At 59.7% G+C, this 21,974-nt stretch carries 20 protein-coding genes; 7 read left to right on the plus strand and 13 right to left on the minus strand.

The features are described 5' to 3' along the window. The first annotated feature begins 12 nt into the window (after positions 1–12). Both AKL25_RS07585 and AKL25_RS07590 read left to right on the plus strand, forming a co-directional pair. Positions 13–297 carry a helix-turn-helix domain-containing protein gene (locus tag AKL25_RS07585; protein WP_050477051.1) on the plus strand — a complete coding sequence of 95 codons (285 nt, stop codon included), beginning with the start codon at positions 13–15 and terminating at the stop codon, positions 295–297. Between the two features lie 33 nt (positions 298–330). Beyond that, positions 331–1,074, plus strand: a complete 744-nt coding sequence (locus AKL25_RS07590; RefSeq protein WP_205627225.1) for a MarC family protein — start codon at positions 331–333, stop codon at positions 1,072–1,074. 8 nt (positions 1,075–1,082) lie between these two features. On the opposite strand, the gene AKL25_RS07595 is transcribed toward AKL25_RS07590, so the two are convergent. Further along, entirely contained in the window at positions 1,083–1,673 is a 591-nt protein-coding gene (locus tag AKL25_RS07595; protein WP_050477053.1) for a TetR/AcrR family transcriptional regulator, read from the minus strand. 185 nt (positions 1,674–1,858) lie between these two features. Here AKL25_RS07595 and AKL25_RS07600 point away from each other — a divergent pair, with 185 nt between their 5' ends. Further along, positions 1,859–3,085, plus strand: a complete 1,227-nt coding sequence (locus AKL25_RS07600) for a YbfB/YjiJ family MFS transporter (protein WP_050477054.1) — start codon at positions 1,859–1,861, stop codon at positions 3,083–3,085. Positions 3,086–3,122: 37 nt separating this feature from the next. On the opposite strand, the gene AKL25_RS07605 is transcribed toward AKL25_RS07600, so the two are convergent. Then, positions 3,123–4,025 (minus strand): LysR family transcriptional regulator, encoded by a 903-nt coding sequence (locus AKL25_RS07605; RefSeq protein WP_050477055.1) that lies wholly within the window; start codon positions 4,023–4,025, stop codon positions 3,123–3,125. 137 nt (positions 4,026–4,162) lie between these two features. On the opposite strand from AKL25_RS07605, the gene AKL25_RS07610 reads away from it, so the two are divergent. Further along, positions 4,163–5,377 (plus strand): MFS transporter, encoded by a 1,215-nt coding sequence (locus AKL25_RS07610; RefSeq protein ID WP_050477056.1) that lies wholly within the window; start codon positions 4,163–4,165, stop codon positions 5,375–5,377. Here the strand turns inward: AKL25_RS07610 and AKL25_RS07615 are convergent. The 6 genes from AKL25_RS07615 to AKL25_RS07640 form a co-directional block, all read right to left on the minus strand. Further along, entirely contained in the window at positions 5,367–5,990 is a 624-nt protein-coding gene (locus AKL25_RS07615) for a 2'-5' RNA ligase family protein (RefSeq protein WP_083444611.1), read from the minus strand. The two genes, AKL25_RS07610 and AKL25_RS07615, sit on opposite strands and share 11 nt — an antisense overlap. Before the next feature lie 11 nt (positions 5,991–6,001). After that, the gene (locus AKL25_RS07620; protein WP_050477058.1) at positions 6,002–8,203 is read right to left on the minus strand and encodes an OsmC domain/YcaO domain-containing protein; all 2,202 of its coding nucleotides are present in this window, start codon (positions 8,201–8,203) and stop codon (positions 6,002–6,004) included. A gap of 144 nt (positions 8,204–8,347) precedes the next feature. Next, positions 8,348–9,928 carry a glutamine-hydrolyzing GMP synthase gene (gene guaA, locus AKL25_RS07625; RefSeq protein ID WP_050477059.1) on the minus strand — a complete coding sequence of 527 codons (1,581 nt, stop codon included), beginning with the start codon at positions 9,926–9,928 and terminating at the stop codon, positions 8,348–8,350. A gap of 103 nt (positions 9,929–10,031) precedes the next feature. Continuing rightward, positions 10,032–11,492, minus strand: coding sequence for an IMP dehydrogenase (gene guaB, locus AKL25_RS07630; protein ID WP_050477060.1), 1,461 nt, complete (start codon positions 11,490–11,492; stop codon positions 10,032–10,034). Between the two features lie 141 nt (positions 11,493–11,633). Further along, a complete protein-coding gene (locus AKL25_RS07635) occupies positions 11,634–11,942 on the minus strand; it encodes an RnfH family protein (RefSeq protein ID WP_050477061.1) in 309 nt (102 codons plus the stop codon). Next, positions 11,935–12,366, minus strand: coding sequence for a type II toxin-antitoxin system RatA family toxin (locus AKL25_RS07640; protein ID WP_050477062.1), 432 nt, complete (start codon positions 12,364–12,366; stop codon positions 11,935–11,937). The genes AKL25_RS07635 and AKL25_RS07640 overlap by 8 nt, the downstream gene beginning before the upstream one ends. 68 nt (positions 12,367–12,434) lie before the next feature. On the opposite strand from AKL25_RS07640, the gene smpB reads away from it, so the two are divergent. Then, the gene (smpB, locus tag AKL25_RS07645; protein ID WP_007875730.1) at positions 12,435–12,884 is read left to right on the plus strand and encodes an SsrA-binding protein SmpB; all 450 of its coding nucleotides are present in this window, start codon (positions 12,435–12,437) and stop codon (positions 12,882–12,884) included. A gap of 69 nt (positions 12,885–12,953) precedes the next feature. On the opposite strand, the gene AKL25_RS07650 is transcribed toward smpB, so the two are convergent. Together AKL25_RS07650 and AKL25_RS07655 are read right to left on the minus strand one after the other, a co-directional pair. After that, the gene (locus AKL25_RS07650) at positions 12,954–14,552 is read right to left on the minus strand and encodes a tetratricopeptide repeat protein (protein WP_050477063.1); all 1,599 of its coding nucleotides are present in this window, start codon (positions 14,550–14,552) and stop codon (positions 12,954–12,956) included. A gap of 90 nt (positions 14,553–14,642) precedes the next feature. Further along, positions 14,643–15,353 (minus strand): hypothetical protein, encoded by a 711-nt coding sequence (locus AKL25_RS07655; RefSeq protein ID WP_050477064.1) that lies wholly within the window; start codon positions 15,351–15,353, stop codon positions 14,643–14,645. 406 nt (positions 15,354–15,759) lie between these two features. Here AKL25_RS07655 and AKL25_RS07660 point away from each other — a divergent pair, with 406 nt between their 5' ends. Then, a complete protein-coding gene (locus AKL25_RS07660; protein WP_050477286.1) occupies positions 15,760–16,449 on the plus strand; it encodes a response regulator transcription factor in 690 nt (229 codons plus the stop codon). Positions 16,450–16,452: 3 nt separating this feature from the next. Next, complete coding sequence (locus AKL25_RS07665) at positions 16,453–17,865, plus strand: ATP-binding protein (protein WP_050477065.1); 1,413 nt, start codon at positions 16,453–16,455, stop codon at positions 17,863–17,865. 115 nt (positions 17,866–17,980) lie between these two features. On the opposite strand, the gene AKL25_RS07670 is transcribed toward AKL25_RS07665, so the two are convergent. From AKL25_RS07670 to ppsA, 3 genes are all read right to left on the minus strand, one after another. Next, positions 17,981–18,895: an SPFH domain-containing protein gene (locus tag AKL25_RS07670; protein ID WP_050477066.1), complete on the minus strand. Its 915-nt coding sequence runs from the start codon at positions 18,893–18,895 to the stop codon at positions 17,981–17,983. A gap of 24 nt (positions 18,896–18,919) precedes the next feature. Beyond that, entirely contained in the window at positions 18,920–19,363 is a 444-nt protein-coding gene (locus AKL25_RS07675; RefSeq protein ID WP_050477067.1) for an NfeD family protein, read from the minus strand. A 157-nt stretch (positions 19,364–19,520) separates the two neighbouring features. Further along, positions 19,521–21,887 (minus strand): phosphoenolpyruvate synthase, encoded by a 2,367-nt coding sequence (ppsA, locus tag AKL25_RS07680; protein WP_050477068.1) that lies wholly within the window; start codon positions 21,885–21,887, stop codon positions 19,521–19,523. Positions 21,888–21,974 lie beyond the last annotated feature (87 nt).

The following is a 21,974-nucleotide window of genomic DNA, read 5'->3' on the forward strand; positions in this document are numbered from 1 at the left end:
CGAGACAACATCATGGATAAACGCTTTAACCCGATCCCGATACAAGAACAGGTACACCTGCGCAAACAGGCCGTCGAAGAAGTGCTCGCCCATCCGGAATGGAATCTGGGCGAAGCTACGCGTCACCTGCGCACCACCATGCGCCTGACCATCAAGGAGATGGCCAAAGTGACCGGTCTGTCCGAACGCACGCTGCGCGACATCGAAAGCGGCCGCTCCGGCGGCACTATCGCCACGGCGGAAAAATTGCTGGGGCTGGTCGGCTTGCGGCTATCGATCAGCCGCATCAAAGGCTGATGCGCAGGTATGCTCCCGGATACGGAAGAACCAATGGCGTCGCAGAGACTCACACAAACCCGCCGTCCCGACAGAATCCGCTTAAGCACCTACAACACCATGTCCGCCATCATCCACTCGTTCATCCACCTGCTGTTCATCGGCATCATTGCCCTGTTTCCGGTGGTCAATCCCATCGGCAGTGCGTTCATCGTGAATCCTTACTTTGAACGCCTCAGCGCAGCCGACAGAAAAATAGCGGTCAGGAAGATCACGCTCTACGCATTTTGCGTCTGCACGGTGGCCCTGTTTGCAGGTCACTACATTCTGGAATTGTTCGGCATTTCCATCCCCGTCATCCAGCTCGGCGGCGGCATCATGATTTGCAAAATGGGCTGGGAGTTTCTCAGCGCCGACGATGCGGCGCCGCGGCCGGCGGCGGCAAGCGAGGGGGCAAGCGTGACGGCATCGGATTACGGCAGTATTGAACCCAAACTGTTTTATCCGATCACCTTCCCCGTCACCACAGGCGCCGGCACCGTCTCGGTGCTGTTCACCCTGAGCGCGCATAGCGCGAATGAAGACTTCAGCACCTATATGCTCAATACGACGGCGATCCTGCTGTCCATACTTTTCATGTGCGCGCTGGTTTATATTTTTTACATGCACACGAAAAAGATGATCACTCGCCTGGGCAGCAGCGGCGAAAAAATCACCAACAGGATTACCGCATTCCTGATCTTTTGCGTCGGCTTGCAAATCAGCGTCTCGGGCATCCAGGCGCTGATGAAGACCTGAAATCGCAGCTAGTTACGCCGAGCGCTGCCCAACAGCAGCCGCACCAGCATGTCTGCCGTATCGAGCAAACGCGCCCTGCTCTGATAAACCCGCTCCATCACCACCAGCCCGCGCGTAAACGTCGTGATCAGGCGCGCGGCTTCTGCCGGCGAAGTCATCAATTGCGTGGAGTCTTCCGGACGCGACAAGCGTTCCAGCAAAGCCTGTTCCAGCCTGTCGATCAGCTTTTGCAATACCTGCCGTATCGGTTCTTCGATCACTTCGCCGCTTAATGCGGTCTTGCTGGTCAGGCAGCCTCTGGTCGGTTCTCCTGCCGTCATCGAATCGATCACGAATTCAAAAAAATCCGTCAACGCTTCGGACACATCCTGCTGGTCCAGCGTCTTGACGACGCTGGCGATGAAACGGTCCATGTACAGATCAAAGACCTTCAGGAACAAGGCGTCCTTGCCTTGATAGGCGTGATACAGCGAGCCGCGCTGAACGCCGGTCACCGCCGCCAGTTCCTGCATGGTGGTTTCGGCATAGCCTTTTTTCCAGAACAGGCCCATGGCCTTGTCGAGGACTGCTTCTTCATCAAATTGCCGAACGCCGGCCATACCCTGCTCCGCTGTGTTGTTTCCGCTTGTTTCCGCTTATTTGCTCTGAACGATGACTGTAAATCATCATTGACACATATGTCAATGATGATTAGGATTACCCATTATTGACATTAATGTCAAACATTGAATTACCGCTTCATCGCTACTTTCACAACAAGAATTTGCCTTAGAGGAACATCACCATGTCTGCCGACACGACGCTTTCGCAACTTCCCGCTTCAGACCGTAATGCCGTCTGGCGCCACATTCTCGCCGGGCTGTGCGCCAGCCTGGTCAGCATCGGCCTGGCGCGCTTTTCTTATACGCCCCTGATCCCTCCTCTGATCCAGGCGCACTGGTTTTCGGCGGCGGACATCGTCTACCTCGGCGCCGCGAATCTGGCCGGTTACCTGCTGGGCGCATTGCTCGGCCGACCGATTGCGCGCCGGCTTTCGAATGTGACCATGCTGCGGCTGATGATGGTGCTGGTGACGTTGTCCTTCCTGGCCTGCGCCATGCCACTGTCGGTGAGCTGGTTCTTTGGCTGGCGGCTGGTGTCGGGGATTGCCGGCGGCGCCATCATGGTGCTGGTGGCGGCGACCGTTCTGCCGCACGTCCCGGCTGAACGCAGGGGTTCGGCCAGCGGCGCCATCTTCCTTGGCCTGGGCCTGGGCATCGCCGGCTCGGGAACGCTGGTGCCGCTGCTCCTGAATCTGGGCCTGTGGCAGACCTGGTTCGGGCTTGGCGTTGTCTCTGCGGTACTGACAGCGGTCAGCTGGTTCTGGTGGCCATCGTCTGCTCCGGTGCCGACGGCGCACCTCGCACATGCTTCTGCACCCGGCGAAAAAACAGCTTCCGGCACAGGCCTGCTCTACCTTCAATATGCATTGACCGCAGTCGGCGTGGTGCCGGCGATGGTGTTCTTCGTGGATTTCATCGCGCGCGGCCTGGGCGCCGGCGCGCATCTGGGTTCGCTGTTCTGGATTCTGTATGGCGTCGGCGCCATCTTCGGGCCGCCGGTCTACGGCTTTCTCATCGACCGCATCGGTGCGCGCCCGACCATGCGCTATGTGCTGTTGACGCAACTGCTGGCCGTCGTTGGCATCTGCGTGACGGACAACTACTGGTGCATCGCTGCGCTGACCTTGCTGATCGGCGCCTTTCCTCCCGGCGTGGTCCCGCTGATGCTGGCGCGCGTGCGTGAAACGATCGTTGGCCACGCTGAGCAACAGAACGTCACGTGGGGCCGCGCCACCACGGTATTCGCGGCGTTTCAGGCGGTCGCGGGCTATAGCTATTCGGCGATCTTCAACGCCACGGGCGGCAATCATCGCCTGCTCTTTCTCATCGGTGCTGCGGCAATCGCCATTGCCTTGCTTGCCGATCTCGGCTTGCCGCTGTTGAGCGGGCGACGCAAATCTGCCGCCTAGCCCGCAAGGCGCTCCAGTTCTGAACCGCGCCCATTTTTTACAAGATGCGCGCAGTACGGGCGCGCAAGCGCGGCGTGGCAAAATCGAGGAAGGCGCGCAGCTTCAACGGCAACGGCGCCTGCCCAGTGTGCACCAGACTGACGGGCAATGGCGCCGACTCGAATTCCTCCAGCACCATCCGCAACGCCTGCTCGCGGACCGCATCTGCAACCTGGTAAGACAACACGCGTATCAGCCCGACGCCCAGCGTCGCGGCGGCGATGGCGGCCTCCGCCGTGTTGACCGTCAAGCGCGACTGAACGGGCACCGACAGCTCGGACTTGCCTGCCCCGAATACCCAGGCCCGCATGGACGCGAGAACTTCAAACGTCACGCATGCGTGCCCGGCAAGATCCTCCGGCCTGGCGGGCACCCCATACGCCGCCAGATAGGCAGGACTGGCGCAGACCACACGCCGCACCGTCCCGACGCCCGTTGCCATCAAGGCGCTATCGGGCAGCTCGCCGATCCGTATCGCCGCATCGGCGTGCTCGTCCATCAGGTGGACTACACGGTCGGTGAGTATCAGGTTGATGCCGATCTCCGGATAGTGCGCGAGAAACTCGGCGACCACCGGCACCACATGCAAGCGCCCGAACGCCACGGGAGCGGTGACCACCAGTTCTCCTTTGGGTGAAGCGTACTCTCCCGTCGCCGCCCGCTCGGCTTCGCCGATTTCTTCCAGGATGCGCCGGCAAGCAGCCACATAGGAGATGCCCGCCTCCGTCAGCGACAGTTGCCGCGTCGAGCGATGCAGCAAACGCGTCTTCAGATGCGCCTCCAGTTCCGCCACCTTGCGGCTGACCGTCGCCAGCGGCATGTCGAGGAAACGCGCAGCAGCCGACAAACTGCCGGCGTCGACGACGGCAATCAGGATGGACATGGAGTCGAGGCGATTCATGTGTTATTACCAAATTTTGAGAGGATTATTCCCGATCTTATGGAATTCTCTTTATAAATGCAAACAAGTAAGCTGGGCCGTTCGTCATCGGAGCGCGGCATCCCGCCGCCCCGAACGCAGACTTCAAGGAGAACGCCGTGAACGGCCAGCCCATCACATCCGATAGCACCCCACCCGCAGTCGCATCGCGCGGCAAGATCATCATGATGGCGATCATCGCCGGCGCCGTCATCACCAACATCTATTGCACCCAGCCCATCCTGCCCCTGATTGCGTCCGGCATGCAGGTGGACGTGGCAACCGTCGATCTCGTCGCCGGCTCGGCGCTGCTCGGCTTTGCCGTCGGGTTGGCATTGCTGCTGCCGCTCGGCGATCGCTTCGACCGCCGCAAGCTGGTGCTGGGCCAGATCGTCGGCGCCTTCGTCTTCGCCGCCATGGCGGCGCTGGCGCCTGGCATCTGGGCGCTGATCGCCGCCTCTTTCGGACTGGGCATTGTCAGTTGCGTGCCGCAGCAGCTGGTGCCTTTCGCCGCCGTCATGTCGTCGCCGAAAAATCGCGGACGTGCAGTGGGAACAGTCGTCAGCGGCATCATGGTCGGCATCCTGCTGGGCCGCACCATCAGCGGCGTGGTGGGCTCAGCCTATGGCTGGCGCGCGGTGTACGGCGTGGAAGCGGCGTTCATGATTCCGGTGTGGATCGCAGCTGCGATGCTGCTGCCGCGCGGAGTGCCGGGCACCAACCTGTCTTATGGACGTTTGCTGGCGTCGCTGTGGCCGCTGGCGCGCGATCATCGTCCGATTCGCGAATCGATGATGGTACAGGCACTGTTGTGGGCCTGTTTCAATGCGTTCTGGGTCAATCTGGCGGCCTTGCTGGCGAACGGTCCGTGGCATCTCGGCAGCGCCTGGGCCGGCGGCTTCGGCATCATCGGCGCAGCGGGGGCGCTGGCGGCTTCGCTCGGCGGCCGCGCCACCGACAAGCTCGGGCCGCGCAGCGTCATTGGCGCCAGCATCGGCATCGTGACGGCAGCCTTCCTGCTGCTGGCCGGCGCGGAGACCTCGCTGGTGCTGCTGGTAATCGGCGTTATCGTGCTCGACATCGGCGTGCAGTCGGGCCTGGTGTCCAACCAGACCCGCGCCTTCGCCGTCGATCCGAAGGCGCAAGGCCGCATCAACAGCCTGTACATGACCGCGACCTTCTCCGGCGGCGCGCTCGGCGTGATGATCAGCGGCTGGCTGATGGCGCGCTACGGCTGGACCGGCATCGTGATCTTCGGCATCGTACTGGGACTTGTTGCTGCGCTGGTGCACTGGAACGGCAACGCGCGCCGGGCAGAGGCAGTCAGCCGCTGAGCGGCCACACGCGCAACACTTCGTGGCGGGACAGGCCGATATGGCTTTTGACCAGCGCGAAGTGGGCAATCTGAAAGCCGACGGGATCGATGGCAATACGCTCCACCCGGTGGCGCGGATCGTAGCCGAGGGTCATGTGCGGTTCGTAGGAGCGCTGCGGCGCAAAACCATGCTCGGCCAGCGCGCAACCGAGCGCGGTGCGCAGCTCGCGTACGCCATTGAGACCATCGCCGCCGAGCAGCACGAACGGCCCGCTGGGTGCGGAGAATGTCACGGCGGCATCGAAACGGGCGTCGATCGCGGGAAAACGCACTGCATCGGCTGCGCGGCATGCCGCCTCCACCATTTCCGCCACCTGCGCATCGCTGTCGTGCCCGACCAGCTCCAAGGTAATGTGAAGCCGCTCCGGTCCGACACGTTTGCCGGTGACGCCATGAGACGCCAGCAATTTTTCGGCAAAGGCATCCAGACGCGCCGCATCGGCAGCCTCAGGACGCAACGCAAAGAACCAGGTGTGCTGCGGCGGGACCACCGATGGACGCGGGCGGGACGGGCGCGGACGCGCTGCAGCTGCAGGTGGGGGAACCTCCCCAAACAAATCCTGTTCAGCCATGGCTTGCGGTCCTAGCGCTTGGTCGCCGCATCGGCGCGCGCCTTGTGCAGTTTCTTGTAGCTGTCGATCAGGCGATGGTGCCTGTCGAGACCTTCCAGTTTCATGCTGGTTGGCGTCAATCCGAAAAAGCGCACGCTGCCGTCGACCGATCCCATTACCGCATCCATCCGCGCGTCGCCGAACATCCGGCGGAAGTTGACAACGTAGTCGTCCAGCTCCAGATCGTCGTCGAGCATCACTTCCAGCACCACGTTCAAGGCCTGGTAAAACAAGCCGCGCTCGACCGTGTTGTCGTTGTATTGCAGGAAGGCGCCCACCAGATCCTGCACTTCTTCGAACTGCTGCAAGGCGAGCTGAATCAGCAGCTTCAGCTCAAGGACCGTCAGCTGGCCCCAGACCGTGTTTTCGTCGAACTCGATGCCGATCAGGGTGGCGATATCGGAGTACTCATCCAACTCGCTGTTTTCCAGGCGCTCCAGCAAGGCCTCCAGCGCGGCATCGTCCAGGCGATGCAGGTTCAACACGTCCTCGCGGAACAACAGGGCCTTGTTGGTGTTGTCCCAGATCAGATCCTCTACCGGATAGACTTCCGAATAGCCGGGCACCAGAATCCGGCAGGCCACGGCGCCCAACTGGTCGTACACCGCCACGTAGGCCTCTTTGCCCATCTCCTTGAGGATGCCGAACAGGGTGGCGGCTTCCTCGGCATTGGAGTTCTCTCCTTGGCCGGTAAAGTCCCACTCGACAAAGTCGTAATTCGCCTTCGCGCTGAAAAAGCGCCACGACACGATGCCGCTGGAATCGATGAAGTGCTCAACGAAGTTGTTCGGCTCGGTCACCGCGTTGCTTTCAAAGGTCGGCTGAGGCAAATCGTTCAGGCCTTCAAAACTGCGTCCCTGCAGCAACTCGGTCAGACTGCGTTCCAGCGCCACCTCTAAGCTCGGGTGCGCGCCGAACGAGGCAAAGACGCCGCCGGTGCGCGGGTTCATCAAGGTGACGCACATCACCGGGTAAATCCCGCCCAGCGACGCATCCTTGACCAGCACGGGAAAGCCCTGCTCTTCCAGCCCCTTGATGCCTGCCAGGATGCCGGGATATTTCGCCAGCACTTCCTGCGGCACGTCAGGCAAGGTGATTTCGCCTTCCAGGATTTCGCGCTTGACCGCCCGTTCGAAAATTTCGGACAGGCATTGCACCTGTGCTTCGGCCAGCGTATTGCCGGCGCTCATGCCGTTGCTGACGAACAGGTTTTCGATCAGATTGGACGGGAAATACACCACCTCGCCGTCCGACTGCCGCACGTACGGCAGCGAACAGATACCGCGTTTCACATTGCCGGAGTTGGTGTCGACCAGATGCGTACCGCGCAACTCGCCATCGGGGTTGTAGATTTCCAGGCAGTAGTCATCCAGGATTTCTTTCGGCAGCGCATCCTTGCGGCCGGGCTTGAACCAGCGCTCGTTCGGATAATGGACGAATTCCGCCCCGGCGAGGTTTTCGCCCCAGAACGCGCCGGCGTAAAAGTGGTTGTTGCTGATCCGCTCGATGTACTCGCCCAGGGCCGACGCCAGCGCGCTTTCCTTGGTCGCTCCCTTGCCGTTGGTGAAGCACATCGGCGAGTGTGCATCGCGGATATGCAGGGACCACACGTTCGGGATGATATTGCGCCACGAGGCGATTTCAATCTTGATACCCAGGTCCGCCAACATGGCCGACATATTGGCGATGGTCTGCTCCAGCGGCAGATCCTTGCCCAGAATGAAGGTGCTAGCTTCGGCGTCCGGCTTCAGGGTCAACAGGGACTGCGCATCGGCATCCAGGTTTTCGACTTCTTCGATGATGAAGTCGGGGCCTTCCTGCACCACTTTCTTTACGGTACAGCGCTCGATGGAGCGCAGGATGCCGCGACGATCGCTCTCTTCGATATCCGCCGGCAACTCGACCTGGATCTTGAAGATCTGCTTGTAACGGTTTTCAGGATCGACAATATTGTTTTGCGACAGGCGGATATTTTCGGTGGAGATGTTGCGGGTGTTGCAATACAACTTCACGAAGTAAGCCGCGCACAAGGCCGACGACGCCAGAAAATAATCGAAGGGACCGGGCGCCGAGCCGTCGCCCTTGTAGCGGATAGGCTGGTCGGCGATGACAGTGAAGTCGTCGAACTTGGCTTCGAGACGCAGCTTGTCGAGGAAGTTGACTTTAATTTCCATGATGGAATTCCAAAAATAATGCTCTAAATGATGTCGCCGCCATTATCCGCTACCGCGCTGTCGCCCGGCCCAGAATACAAAGCCCTGTAAAAACAGGGCTTTGTATTTAATCAACCAGCGAACGATCTATCCCGAAAAGAGATATCACTCCCACTCGATCGTTGCCGGCGGCTTGCCGGAAATGTCGTAGACCACGCGGTTGATGCCGCGCACTTCGTTGATGATGCGGTTGGATACGCGACCCAGCAGCTCATGCGGCAGGTGCGCCCAGTGCGCGGTCATGAAGTCCTGCGTCTGCACGGCGCGCAGCGCCACCACGTATTCGTAGGTACGGCCGTCGCCCATCACGCCGACCGACTTGACCGGCAGGAAAACCGCAAACGCCTGGCTGGTCTTTTCGTACCAGCTTTGGCCGTCGGCTTCCTTGGTGTTGCGCAGTTCTTCGATGAAGATCGCATCGGCGCGGCGCAGCAAGTCGGCGAATTCCTTCTTCACTTCGCCGAGGATGCGCACGCCCAGACCCGGGCCCGGGAACGGATGACGGTAAACCATTTCGTGCGGCAGACCGAGCGCCACGCCGAGTTCGCGCACTTCGTCCTTGAACAGTTCGCGCAGCGGCTCGAGCAGTTTCAGGTTCAGCGTTTCCGGCAGGCCGCCGACGTTGTGGTGGCTCTTGATGGTGTGCGCGCCCTTCTTGCCCTTGCCGGCGCTTTCGATGACGTCTGGGTAAATCGTGCCCTGCGCCAGCCATTTGGCGTTCTTCAGCTTGCCGGATTCGGCCTGGAACACTTCCACGAATTCGCGGCCGATGATCTTGCGCTTGGCTTCCGGATCGGTCACGCCGGCCAGGTGGCCCATGAACTGATCGGTTGCATCGACATGGATGACCTTGACGCCAAGGTTCTTGCCGAACATTTCCATAACCATCTTGCCTTCGTCGAGGCGCAGCAGGCCGTGGTCGACGAATACGCAGGTCAGCTGGTCGCCGATGGCGCGATGGATCAGGGCAGCGGCAACGCTGCTGTCGACGCCGCCGGACAGGCCGAGAATGACTTCATCGGTGCCGACTTGCTGACGGATCGATTCGACCGCTTCAGCGATGTAGTCGGGCATGTTCCAGTCCGATTTGCAGCCGCAGATGTCGTGCACGAAACGGCCCAGCAACGCCTTGCCTTGCACGGTATGCGTGACTTCGGGATGGAACTGCACGGCGTAGAAACGGCGTTCTTCGTCGGCCATGCCGGCGACCGGGCAATTGCCGGTCGAGGCCATCAGCTTGAAGCCGTGCGGCATTTCATTGACCTTGTCGCCGTGGCTCATCCAGACCTTCAGCATGCCATGGCCTTCAGGCGTGGTGAAGTCGGCGATATCCTTCAGCAATGCCGTGTGGCCGTGGGCGCGCACTTCAGCGTAGCCGAACTCGCGCAGCTTGCCGTTTTCAACCTTGCCGCCCAGTTGTTCAGCCATGGTCTGCATGCCGTAGCAGATGCCCAGCACCGGCACGCCCAGTTCGAACACCGCGAACGGCGCGCGCGGTGTGTCGCCTTCGGTCACACTGTTCGGACCGCCCGACAGAATCACGCCGGAGGCGCCGTAGTTGCGGATGAATTCGTCGCTCACGTCGTAAGGAAAGACTTCGGAAAACACGCCGGCTTCGCGCACGCGACGCGCGATCAGCTGGGTGACCTGGGAACCGAAATCGATGATCAGAATTTTTGAGTGCATGGCAGTGGAGGTAGGCAAGTTTGAAATTATTTCAGCGGCAAAAATAAGTCAAAAGGCCGCAACTCGAAAAGGAGCGCGGCCTTTTGTCTCATCCTTACTTTGCTTAGTCGGCGCGGTAGTTAGGAGCTTCCTTGGTGATCTGCACATCGTGGACATGCGACTCGCGCATACCCGCCGAGGTAATCTCGACGAACTCGGCTTTTTCGCGGAATTCATCGATGGTGGCGCAACCGCAGTAACCCATGGAAGAACGCACGCCGCCGACCAGTTGATACAGAATCGCCAGCACGCTGCCCTTGTAGGCGACGCGGCCTTCGATACCTTCCGGCACCAGTTTTTCGGCGTTGTTTTCGCCGTCCTGGAAGTAGCGGTCAGCCGAACCGTCGGTCATGGCGCCAACGCTGCCCATGCCGCGATACGACTTGTAGCTGCGGCCCTGGAACAGGATCACTTCGCCCGGCGCTTCTTCTGTACCGGCAAACATGCTGCCCATCATGACGCTGGAGGCGCCTGCGGCCAGTGCCTTGGAGACATCGCCCGAGAAGCGGATACCGCCGTCGGCGATGACCGGTACGCCGGTGCCTTCCAGTGCTTTGGCCACGTTGGCGATGGCGGAAATTTGCGGCACACCGACGCCGGCGACGATACGCGTGGTGCAGATCGAGCCTGGGCCGATACCGACCTTGACCGCATCCGCACCGTGTTCGACCAGCGCCTTGGCAGCTGCACCGGTAGCAATGTTGCCGCCGATCACATCCACATGCGGGTAACGGGTCTTGACCCATTTGACGCGATTCAACACGCCTGCGGAGTGACCGTGGGCCGTATCGACCACCAGCACGTCCACACCTGCTGCGACCAGCAGTTCGATGCGTTCATCGTTATCGGGACCGACGCCGACGGCAGCGCCGACGCGCAGCTTGCCCTGGCTGTCTTTACTGGCGAACGGGTGCGCCGTGGATTTTTGAATATCTTTGACAGTGATCAGGCCGCGTAACTCGAAGTTGTCGTTGATGACCATGACGCGCTCGAGGCGGTGCTTGTTCATCAGGCGCTTGGCTTCTTCCGGATCGGCGCCGTCCTTGACATAGACCAGCTTGTCGCGTGGCGTCATCTTGGCGCGCACTTCGGCGTCGAGGTCTTCTTCAAAGCGCAGATCGCGGTTGGTGATGACGCCGACCAGGCTGGCACCCTCGACAACCGGGAAGCCGCTGATGCCGTGCAATTCGGACAAGGCGATGACTTCGCGGATCTTCATGGTCGGCGGGATCGTGATCGGATCGCGCACCACGCCGGATTCAAAACGCTTGACCTTGGAAACCTCGCGCGCCTGCTCCTTCGGCGTCAGGTTCTTGTGAACAATACCGATACCGCCTTCTTGTGCGATGGCAATTGCCAGACGCGCTTCAGTCACGGTGTCCATTGCCGCGGAAATAAGCGGAATGTTCAGGCGAATGTTGCGTGTCAGACGCGTGGCAAGGGAAGTATCTTTAGGGAGGATGTCCGAATAAGCCGGGACGAGGAGCACGTCATCGAATGTGAGTGCTTTTTGGAGAAGACGCATAGCATTTCCTATAGGCGCAAAAGCGAATTATACAGAAAACTTTTGCACGCGTCGCGGAGACCTTGATTTTTCCGTCAAATATGCACCCGAGGTGTGGCGCGGCTGCACTTGTTGTCAAAAGTCGCCGCCACGCTCAACGGTTCAGCCGCCCTTCTTCTGCACCCGGCGCCGGCGCGAATCCATGGGGTCCGCAATCAGCGGCCGGTAGATCTCGATGCGATCATGCTCGCGCAGTACGGTATCGAGGGTTTTCAGCTTGCCGTAGATGCCGACGCGGCAAACGGTCAGGTCGATTGCTGTACACTCCCGCAGCAGACCGCTTTGCATGATGGCTTGCTGCACGGTAGCGCCGGCGTCGACACGAACCGGCTTGCGGATCTCCAGATTCGGCGTGGCATAGCAGATCTCGACTTGCAGCTGATCTTCTTGCAATTGCGCCGCTTCAGCCATATATCTGTTCTGCACGTTTGCAAAAAGAATCGACAAAGCTGTTGGCGATCATGCTGAATACCGGCCCGATCACCGATTCCAGAATGCGGCTCGAAAACTCGTACTGCATGTCGAACTCGATCTTGCAGGCATCATCGCGCAGCGCCTTGAAATTCCAGCGCGCTTCGAAATGCTTGAACGGTCCTTCCACCAGATGCATCGTCATATTGCTTGGCGGCACATTGGTGTTTTCGGTGGTGAAGGATTGCTTGAGGCCGTGATAGTTGATCTTGAGCTTGGCCTTGAGCTTGTCGCCTTGACGCTCTTCAACGTCGACGCCGCCGCACCAGGGCAGGAATTCAGGGTAATCTTCGACGCGGTCGACCAGCTTGAACATCTGCTCGGCGCTGTAATTGATCAGGACTGTTTTATGTACGACTGCCATGAAAGGTGGTCCGTTTGATAAAATCGCAAAGTTGAAATTTTAACCGACACCACGGATTTTCCGATTAGATGAGTATTGTTGATAATAAAAAAGCCTTTTTCGATTACTTCGTCGAGGAGCGTTTCGAAGCCGGTATCGTCCTGGAAGGCTGGGAAGTCAAAGCCATCCGCGCCGGCAAGGCGCAGATCAAGGAAGCCTATGTGACGATCCGCAACGGCGAGATTTTTCTGTTCGGCGCGCATATCAGCGCCCTGACCAGCACCTCCACGCACGTCCATCCGGAAACCACGCGCACGCGCAAACTGCTGCTCAACGCCGCGGAAATCGCCAAACTGATCGGAAAAGTGGAACGTTCCGGCTATACGCTGATGCCGCTGAACCTGCATTTCAGCAAAGGCCGCATCAAATGCGAAATCGGCCTGGCAAAAGGCAAGAAGCAGCACGACAAACGCGAAACCGAGAAACAACGCGACAGCCAGCGCGAAATCCAGGCTGCCATGAAGACGCACCGCCGCTGACCGGCGGCGCGTATCCTGTCGTCGATCGCGTCACTCGCAACGGACTGACGCTTTTTTGACCGCTATCTTTTATCCCCCGGCCGCCAGTCGCAGGCACTCGGCAACTTCCTCCGCCACACCGGACCAATCGCCCCGAATCTTCTGACGGAACACCTTGACCGTCGGATACCAGCGCGAGTTGCCGGTTTGCCATCCCCAGCGCCATTCGCTTTCGTAGCGCAACAACAGCCAGGCCGGCTTGCCGAGCGCGCCGGCCAGATGAATGACGGCGGTATCGGCGCTGATGACCAGGTCGAGATGACTGATCAGCGCTGCCGTTTCGGCCATATCGCTCATGGCGGCTTCGAAGCGGCGCATGCGTTGCCAGCTGTCGAGTTCAGCCATATCGCCTTCGGGAACGTCGCGTTGCAGGCTGATCAGATCCACCGGAATATCCGCCAGCGGCCGCAGATAGCGCAAGGGAATATCGCGCGTGTGATTCAAGGCGCCGACCTGCCTGCCGGCCCATGCCATGCCGACTTTAAAACGAGCTGAGTGCGGCCTCTGCCCTTCGCCGAGTATCGCGGCCCAGCGCTGTAGCGATTCTCTCTCGGCGCGCAGATAAGGCGCGCTGGCCGGGATCGTCGCCAGCTTCCAGCTCAGCGCCAGCGGCAGGCTCATCAGCGGGCAATGAAAATCATGCGGCGCAAGCGCCAGATCGTTCACGACAATCGCGACGTTGGGCAAGGCCTCGAACGATGAGAGCAAGCGATACAGCGCCTCCGGCACGCATACCGTTACTTTTGCCGCGCTCTCGGCAATCAGCGGAATGTAGCGCGCGAACTGTATCGTATCTCCCAGGCCCTGCTCGGCCCAGAGCAAGATGCTGCGCCCTTCCAGCGAAGGTTCGCCCAACCATGCCGGTATGTCCGGAAACATTTCCTGTCCTTGCAGCTGTGGTGTCCGCCAACGCGCTTCATGCCGCTGCCAGCCGCCGGCAAAGTCGCCTTGTTGCAGCAGGCAATGACTTTGCGCCATCTCCGCCTCCGGGAAATTGGGCTGTAATGTCAGCGCCTGCTCGTAACACCAGAGCGCCTGATTCAGGCAATTCATCTTTTGCAGGACGTTGCCGCGGTTGAAAATGGCTGCCGCATTGGCAGCCGAGTGCGCAAGAATGCGGTCGTAGCACAGCACCGCTTCTTCGTGGCGATTCAAATGGAGTAAGACGTTGCCGCGCTGATTCAGCGCTTGCTGATGCGATGGCGCAAACGCCAGCACCCGATCAAGGGACGACAACGCCTCGTCGAAGCGTTCGAGATGCGTCTGCAATGCTGCCTGCCGGCACCACTGATCGGCATCCTGCGGGTACTCTTCCAGCGCCATGGTGGATTGCTCCAGCGCCAGGAACAAGGCGCGCTGACGCGACTGGCGCGCCTCCAGCAGGGTTGGAAAACGTCTCAGGCAATCGTCGTAGGCGGCGATCGCTTCGTCATAGCGCTCCTGCGACAGCAGCAGGTCGGCGCGCCGCATCAACGCCGGCACGAAGCCGGGATCCAGCTTGATGGCGAGTTCCAGGGAGGCCATCGCCTCATCGGATTTTCCCTGCACATCGGCAGTAATGCTCTGCGTCAGCAGATGCATCAACTCTTGCAGATGTGCGGGGTCTTGCAAAAGCTTGTCATGCAGCATGTATCAGATCCATCCCGTCCATGCCGGCGCGCCAGGCTTCAGGCAACTCGCCATCAAATCTTCCATCCGGTTTCCCATCAATCATCCGGCTCATGCCGTCGTATTGATGATGTTGCCACTGGATGGCGTTGCGTGCAATTTAGTCGTGATGCTCTGCAGGAAACTGCTCAATGAAGTGCCGCCTGCATCGCCCAGCGCGCTCAGCAGATTGGCAAAGCTGCTTTCCAGATCCGTGTTCGTCGACGACGAGCTGCCCGAGGTGCTGGAGTCGCTGGCCGAGGCCGTGTCGGTCGAGGAGGTGCTGGATTCCGACGCCGACAACGATTGAACCAGCTTGGTCAGGTCCTCTTCCAGACGTCCGCCGCCTGGCGGTGGCGGCGGGCGATTGGCCGCTGCCGCAGCGGACGAAGCCGTGGCTGCCGCCACTGCCGAAGCTGAAGTGACGCTGTTGTCGTCGGTGCTGCTATCGGTCGTCGAGTTGGAATTGGACGCGCTTTCCGAATGCAATGCCGTCAGCAGGTTTTGCAGGAAACTGTTCAACGCTGCGTCGACATTTTGCGTCGAGGTCGTATTGTCGGTGGACGATGTCGTCACCGTGCTGGAAGTCGCCGTATCGGCTTCAAGCGATGCCAGCGCTTGCTTGATGGCATCGATAAAATCGCCGCCGCCTCCGTGATGCCGCGGCGGCGGAGGTGGAAAATCTGAAAAACTGACCGTCGCACTGGTCTGATCGACGCCGCTGGTTCCGCCCAGGTCGGCCAAGGAAAAAAGATTGCTGCTGGATACGCCGCTGATACTCATGTTGTTCTCCCTCTGACAAGTTGCCCCTTGCATAGACGGACGTCATTCTTTACCGTCATTTGCACCTCGCAGCAAAAACCCGGAAGGTGTTATCTGCCCGCTTGACAAGTATCGGCGATACGCACATGTAAAGCCCGGTCCGCGAGTGTAAATTGGAGTAAATTTAGATTGATCGCGGGCACTTTTCCGCAAAGCCGCAGCGATACAGACGGAGCGCGCCTGTCCTTCATTTCCGACACCCGGGAAACAGTGGTGTTTCCCACGGCAAAATGCCTCCGGATGGCAAGTAAAAGTGTGTAAAGATGCGGACACTAAACGTTACCGCAGTACCGTCTGCGAGGGTTTTGCGCATATGATTGAAAAATCCGAAATGCTGCAGCAACCAGAGAAAGAGAAACAAACAACGATGTCAAAAGTACTACTGATAGACGACGACGTTGAACTCGTTGATATGCTCAAGGAATATCTTGAGCAGGAAAAATTTGAAGTCCGCGTCGCCTATGACGGCGAATCGGGTGTTGCCGAAGCCTTGTCCAACCAATACGCCATTGTGGTGCTCGACGTCATGATGCCTCGTCTCAATGGATTGGAAACCTTACGCCGCATCCGCGCCAAGAGCAATCTTCCTGTCTTGATGCTGACAGCCAAGGGCGACGACACCGACCGCATCATCGGCCTGGAACTCGGCGCCGACGACTACGTTCCCAAGCCTTGCACGCCGCGTGAGCTGACCGCCCGGGTGCGCGCCATCCTGCGCCGCACCGTCATCGACAATCCCGATCACAGCCCCTACTCGCCGCTGGCAGTCGGCGCACTCTCGATGTGGCCGGAACAACGCCGCGCCACCTGGTCCGGCCAACCGCTGGAGCTGACCAGCAGCGAATTCAACCTGCTAGAAGTGCTGGCGCGCAATGCCGGCAAACCGGTCAGCAAGCAACACCTTTCCGAGCAAGGCCTCGGCCGCCCTCTGGCGCGCTTCGACCGCAACATCGACGTGCACCTGAGCAGCATCCGCCAGAAGATCTCCACGCTTGGCAGCGACAAATCCTGCATCCAGACCGTCTATCGCTTGGGTTACCAGTTCATCAAGGAGTAATCGGTGGGCCGGCTGTTCTGGAAGTTCTTTTTCTTCATCATGGTGGCGCAGCTGACCGCCATCATCGGCGTGGGCATCATGTTTTCGTTCGAGAACCGCGAACGCAATCAGCGCACCACCGATCTGGACCTGAGTCCGCCGGCCGTCTTCACCATCCGCTCCGCCGCCGCCACGCTGCAGTATGGTGGTACGGAAGCGCTGCGCAAGCTGATCCTGAATGCGGAACGCCATCAGGTCTATGCCGTCGATGAAAACCAGAAGGAACTGCTCGGTCGCGCGGTCAATCCCAAGCTGGTCGAAGAAGCGCGCGTGCTGCTGAGCACGGAAGTCCGGCGCCGCGTGGTGGAAGAAGTCAAAGCTGCGGACGGCCATACCTACCTGCTCTTTCTGCCGTCGCCGTTGCGCATGAGCAACTCACCTGAGCCGCGCCGTGACAACCCCCAAATGCAGCCCCCACCGCCGCCGTTCTTCTTTCCGATGATGCCGATGCTGGTGTCGACCGTCGCCAGCCTGTTCTTCGCGATGTTGCTGGCCTGGTATTTTTCGCAGCCGATTCGCCAGCTCAAATCCGCCTTTGCCAATGCCGCCTCGGGCAATCTGAACGACCGCCTGGCGCCGCTGATGAGCAAGCGCAGCGACGAGCTGGCCGATCTCGGTCGCGATTTCGACAGCATGACCGACAAGCTGCGCGCACTGATGGAAAGCCAGCGCCGCTTGCTGCATGACGTCTCGCATGAGCTGCGTTCGCCGATTGCGAGACTGCAGGCCTCGATCGGCCTGGCGCGCCTGCAACCGGAAAAAACCGCCGCCACGCTGGAACGCATCGAACGCGAAGGCGTGCGCATGGACAAGCTGGTCGGTGAATTGTTGACCCTGTCGCGGCTGGAAGCCGGCGTGACCGGCGCCATGGAGGATCACATCCGCATTGAAGACCTGCTCGGCGAAATCATCGACGATGCGCGCTTCGAAGCCGAATCCATCGATCGCCACGTGGAAGGCCAGATACGCAGCAATGCCGTCATCAAGGGCGGAGCAGAACTGCTGTACCGCGCCATCGAAAATGTCGTGCGCAATGCCGTCAAACAGACGGCCGTCGATACCGTGGTGGCCATCAATACCCGCGTCAACAAAGACAAACAGCAGGTCCTGATTTCCGTCGTCGACCGTGGGCCGGGCGTTCCGGAAGATGAATTGCAGCTCATTTTCGAACCGTTCTTCCGCAGTACGCGCACGCAAAAAAACACGCATGGCTACGGCCTCGGCCTGACCATCGCGCGCCGCATCATCGAGGCGCATGGCGGCACCATCCGTGCACTCAACCGCATCGATGGCGGCTTGTCCGTGAATATCATGCTGCCGTATGACAGCATCGATTCTGTCGCGCCCACCGCGTGCGGCGACGACCGTATCGCGTGAGAAACCGCATCTGAGCAAATCTAAAACAAAAAGCGCCTGACGATCTCTCCTCAGGCGCTTTTTGCATTTACCGCCGCCGCGCAAGCATATTGCCGGCGACATCTTGCGATTGCTTTTACTTCTGCTGCGCCTTCACGACCTGCATGGCGCTGGCGATCAATGTGCTCATGTCGCCGAGATTGGCCGGCACGATGATGGAATTATTGGTCTTAGCCAATTGCGAGAACGCGGCGACATATTGCTCGGCGACTTTCAGGCTGACCGCATCCGCGCCGCCAGGCGATTGAATCGCAGCCGCCGTCTTGCGCAAGGCTTCGGCGCTCGCCTCCGCAATCGCCAGAATCGCTGCAGCCTGGCCTTCGGCGCGATTGATCGAGGCCTGCTTTTCACCTTCCGATTTGGCGATGGATGCCTCGCGTTCGCCGGTCGCGATATTGATCTGTTCCTGCTTGCGGCCTTCCGATGCCGCGATGAGCGCGCGCTTTTCACGCTCGGCGGTGATCTGCGCCTGCATCGCATGCAGGATTTCCTTCGGCGGCGTCAGATCCTTGATCTCGTAACGCAACACCTTGACGCCCCAGTTTTCTGCGGATTCGTCGATGGCGCTAACGATGGTGGTGTTGATGTGGTCGCGCTCTTCAAAGGTCTTGTCGAGCTCCATCTTGCCGATCACCGAGCGCAATGTGGTTTGCGCCAGCTGCGTGATCGCCGCGATGTAGTTGGACGAGCCGTAAGAGGCGCGCATCGGATCGGTAATCTGGAAATACAGGATGCCGTCGACCTGCAATTGTGTGTTGTCGCGCGTGATGCAGACCTGCGGCGGCACGTCGAGCGGAATTTCCTTGAGGATGTGCTTATAGGCGATGCGATCGATAAACGGCACCACGATGTTGAGCCCCGGTCCGAGCGTCGCGTGATACTTGCCGAGCCGCTCCACCACCCAGGCGTGCTGCTGCGGCACGACTTTGATGGTCTTGACGACGAAGATGATCGCAATGAAAAAGATAACCAGCGTTACGCTACCGAACATAGAAATTCCCCTTGTGAATGAAGCTTACTGCACCACTGCATGCGCGACGATCAGACGACTGCCGCGGATTTCCCGGATGATGAATTGCCCGGCTTGAACTGCATTGCCTGGCGCCAGTTCCACATCCCATTCTGCACCGCGATAGCGGACGCGCGAGGTCGGCGTACCGTCGAGATCGGTCCATAGCTCGACACGCACGGTTTGACCGATGTCCAGGATGACGTTCGGATCGCGCGCGGCGGCCTCCTTGTTCATTTTCCCGAAGCGGCTGCGGCGCAGCAAACCTACCGCGACGAAGCCGACCACCGCCGCGGCCAGGAGTTGCCACTCGACAGCGCCGCCAAGCAAGGCAACGCCACCGCCGGCGGCCAGGCCAATGGCGATCATCAGCAAATAGAATGTTCCGGTAAAGAGTTCCACCCCGATTGCCAGCCCGGCCAATACCAACCATATCGCCCAGTCCATCATGTTGGGTTTCCTTTTTATGTGACGCAAGCCACTGCTTGCTGGCAAGACTTTAACAGCCTATCGCCCGATATTGCTCAAAAACAAAAACGCGGGCATAAAGCCCGCGTTTTTATGAGACCAGACAAGCGAACCTGTCTGACTTAGACCTGACTGGCGCCTACTTAGTGCCGGCAAGTTTCTGCCAGGTGTCGATGACCGAATCGGGATTCAGCGAAATCGATTCAATGCCCTGCTTCATCAGCCATTCCGCAAAGTCCGGATGGTCCGATGGGCCTTGGCCGCAGATACCGACGTACTTGCCCTTGGCCAGGCAAGTCGAGATGACCTTGGTCAGCAAGGCTTGCAAGGCAGGATCGCGCTCGTCGAAATCCGCCGCCAGCAATTCCATGCCCGAATCGCGGTCCAGACCCAGCGTCAGCTGCGTCAGATCGTTGGAACCGATCGAGAAGCCGTCGAAGAATTCCAGGAACTGTTCGGCCAGGATCGCATTGGACGGCACTTCGCACATCATGATGACGCGCAGGCCGTTTTCGCCGCGTGTCAGGCCGTTCTTGCCGAGCAGGTTGATGACCTTTTCCGCTTGTCCCAGCGTACGGACGAACGGCACCATGATCTCGACGTTGGTCAGGCCCATGTCGTTACGGACGCGCTTCATGGCCTGGCATTCCATTTCGAATGCTTCGGCGAAGTCGGCCGCCAGGTAACGTGCGGCGCCGCGGAAACCCAGCATCGGATTTTCTTCGTCCGGTTCGTAGCGCGAACCGCCGATCAGCTTCTTGTACTCGTTCGACTTGAAGTCGGACAAGCGCACGATGACCGGCTTCGGCCAGAATGCCGCAGCGATGGTGGCAATGCCTTCGGCCAGCTTGTCGACGTAGAACGCCTTCGGCGATGCATGGCCGCGTGCGACGGATTCGACCGCCTTCTTCAGGTCGGCATCGATGTTCGGGTATTCCAGAATCGCCTTCGGATGCACGCCGATGTTGTTGTTGATGATGAATTCCAGACGCGCCAGACCGACGCCGCCGTTGGGAATCGACTGGAAGTCGAATGCCAGTTGCGGATTGCCGACGTTCATCATGATCTTCAACGGAATCGGTGGCAGCTCGCCGCGTGCGACTTCGGTGATTTCAGTTTCCAGCAGGCCGTCGTAGATCTTGCCTTCGTCGCCTTCGGCGCAGGAAACGGTGACCAGATTGCCGTCTTTCAGGATATCGGTGGCGTCGCCGCAACCAACCACTGCCGGCACGCCCAGCTCACGCGCAATGATCGCTGCGTGACAGGTACGGCCGCCGCGATTGGTGACGATGGCGGCAGCGCGCTTCATGACCGGTTCCCAGTTCGGATCGGTCATGTCGGCGACCAGCACGTCGCCCGGTTGTACGCGTTCCATTTCGGACGCATCGCGAATCACGCGCACCGGACCGGCGCCGATCTTCTGGCCGATGGCGCGGCCGGTTGCCAGCACGGCGCTGGAGCCCTTCAATTTGAAACGTTGCTGCGCATCGGTCGCTTTTTGCTGCGACTTCACAGTTTCCGGACGCGCCTGCAGGATGTACAGCTTGCCGTCGCGGCCGTCCTTGCCCCATTCGATGTCCATCGGACGCTGATAGTGCTTCTCGATGATGGTGGCGTACTTGGCCAGTTCGACGATTTCGGCGTCGTTGAGCGAATAGCGGTTGCGCATTTCAACCGGCACGTCGACGGTCTTGACCGAGCGGCCGGCCTTGGCTTCGCCGGTGAATTCCATCTTGATCAGCTTGGAGCCGATGTTGCGGCGGATGATCGGCAGCTTGCCTTGTTCCAGCATCGGCTTGTGGACGTAGAACTCGTCCGGATTGACGGCGCCCTGCACCACTGTTTCGCCCAGGCCGTAGCTGGAAGTGATGAAGACCACGTCCTTGAAGCCCGATTCGGTGTCGATGGTGAACATCACGCCGGCGGCGCCGACGTCGGAGCGCACCATGCGTTGCACGCCGGCCGACAGCGCGACTTCAGCGTGGGTAAAGCCCTTGTGGACGCGATACGAGATGGCGCGGTCGTTGTACAGCGAAGCGAACACGTGCTTCATCGCTTCAAGCACGTTGTCGATGCCGACGACGTTCAGGAAGGTTTCCTGCTGGCCGGCAAAGGATGCATCGGGCAGGTCTTCTGCAGTTGCGGACGAACGCACGGCGAAAGACATTTCACCGGTGGAATCGGCAACCAGTTGATCGTAGAAGGATTTGATCTGCTGTTCCAGCGCAGGCTGGAAAGGCGTATCGATAATCCATTGACGAATCTCCGCACCGGCTTGCGCCAATGCACGCACATCTTCGATGTCCAGCGTGACGAGACGATCTGCAATACGTTGGGCCAGCGTAGCGCCGCCACTCACACCTTCGGCACTGTGTTCCAGAAAGTCGCGGAAAGCCTGCGCCGTCGTGGCAAAACCACCTGGCACGCGGACTCCGGCACCGGCCAGCTGGCTGATCATTTCACCCAGCGACGCGTTCTTGCCGCCGACGGACTCGACATCCGTCATGCGAAGATTTTCAAAGGAGACTACGTATGCTGCCCCCTGGGTAGAACCCATATTTACTGCGTTGGACATAACAACCTCTAGTTTGAT

It is taken from the genome of Herbaspirillum rhizosphaerae, from assembly GCF_001189965.1.
GTDB classification, from domain to species: domain Bacteria; phylum Pseudomonadota; class Gammaproteobacteria; order Burkholderiales; family Burkholderiaceae_D; genus Herbaspirillum; species Herbaspirillum rhizosphaerae.

Coding starts and splice junctions, on each gene's coding strand:
- AKL25_RS07585 (WP_050477051.1), top strand. CDS start 13: ATGGATAAACGCTTTAACCCGATCCCGATACAAGAACAGGTACACCTG.
- AKL25_RS07590 (WP_205627225.1), top strand. CDS start 331: ATGGCGTCGCAGAGACTCACACAAACCCGCCGTCCCGACAGAATCCGC.
- AKL25_RS07595 (WP_050477053.1), bottom strand. CDS start 1,673: ATGGCCGGCGTTCGGCAATTTGATGAAGAAGCAGTCCTCGACAAGGCC.
- AKL25_RS07600 (WP_050477054.1), top strand. CDS start 1,859: ATGTCTGCCGACACGACGCTTTCGCAACTTCCCGCTTCAGACCGTAAT.
- AKL25_RS07605 (WP_050477055.1), bottom strand. CDS start 4,025: ATGAATCGCCTCGACTCCATGTCCATCCTGATTGCCGTCGTCGACGCC.
- AKL25_RS07615 (WP_083444611.1), bottom strand. CDS start 5,990: ATGGCTGAACAGGATTTGTTTGGGGAGGTTCCCCCACCTGCAGCTGCA.
- AKL25_RS07620 (WP_050477058.1), bottom strand. CDS start 8,203: ATGGAAATTAAAGTCAACTTCCTCGACAAGCTGCGTCTCGAAGCCAAG.
- guaA (WP_050477059.1), bottom strand. CDS start 9,928: ATGCACTCAAAAATTCTGATCATCGATTTCGGTTCCCAGGTCACCCAG.
- guaB (WP_050477060.1), bottom strand. CDS start 11,492: ATGCGTCTTCTCCAAAAAGCACTCACATTCGATGACGTGCTCCTCGTC.
- AKL25_RS07635 (WP_050477061.1), bottom strand. CDS start 11,942: ATGGCTGAAGCGGCGCAATTGCAAGAAGATCAGCTGCAAGTCGAGATC.
- AKL25_RS07640 (WP_050477062.1), bottom strand. CDS start 12,366: ATGGCAGTCGTACATAAAACAGTCCTGATCAATTACAGCGCCGAGCAG.
- smpB (WP_007875730.1), top strand. CDS start 12,435: ATGAGTATTGTTGATAATAAAAAAGCCTTTTTCGATTACTTCGTCGAG.
- AKL25_RS07650 (WP_050477063.1), bottom strand. CDS start 14,552: ATGCTGCATGACAAGCTTTTGCAAGACCCCGCACATCTGCAAGAGTTG.
- AKL25_RS07655 (WP_050477064.1), bottom strand. CDS start 15,353: ATGAGTATCAGCGGCGTATCCAGCAGCAATCTTTTTTCCTTGGCCGAC.
- AKL25_RS07660 (WP_050477286.1), top strand. CDS start 15,760: ATGTCAAAAGTACTACTGATAGACGACGACGTTGAACTCGTTGATATG.
- AKL25_RS07670 (WP_050477066.1), bottom strand. CDS start 18,895: ATGTTCGGTAGCGTAACGCTGGTTATCTTTTTCATTGCGATCATCTTC.
- AKL25_RS07675 (WP_050477067.1), bottom strand. CDS start 19,363: ATGATGGACTGGGCGATATGGTTGGTATTGGCCGGGCTGGCAATCGGG.
- ppsA (WP_050477068.1), bottom strand. CDS start 21,887: ATGACGGATGTCGAGTCCGTCGGCGGCAAGAACGCGTCGCTGGGTGAA.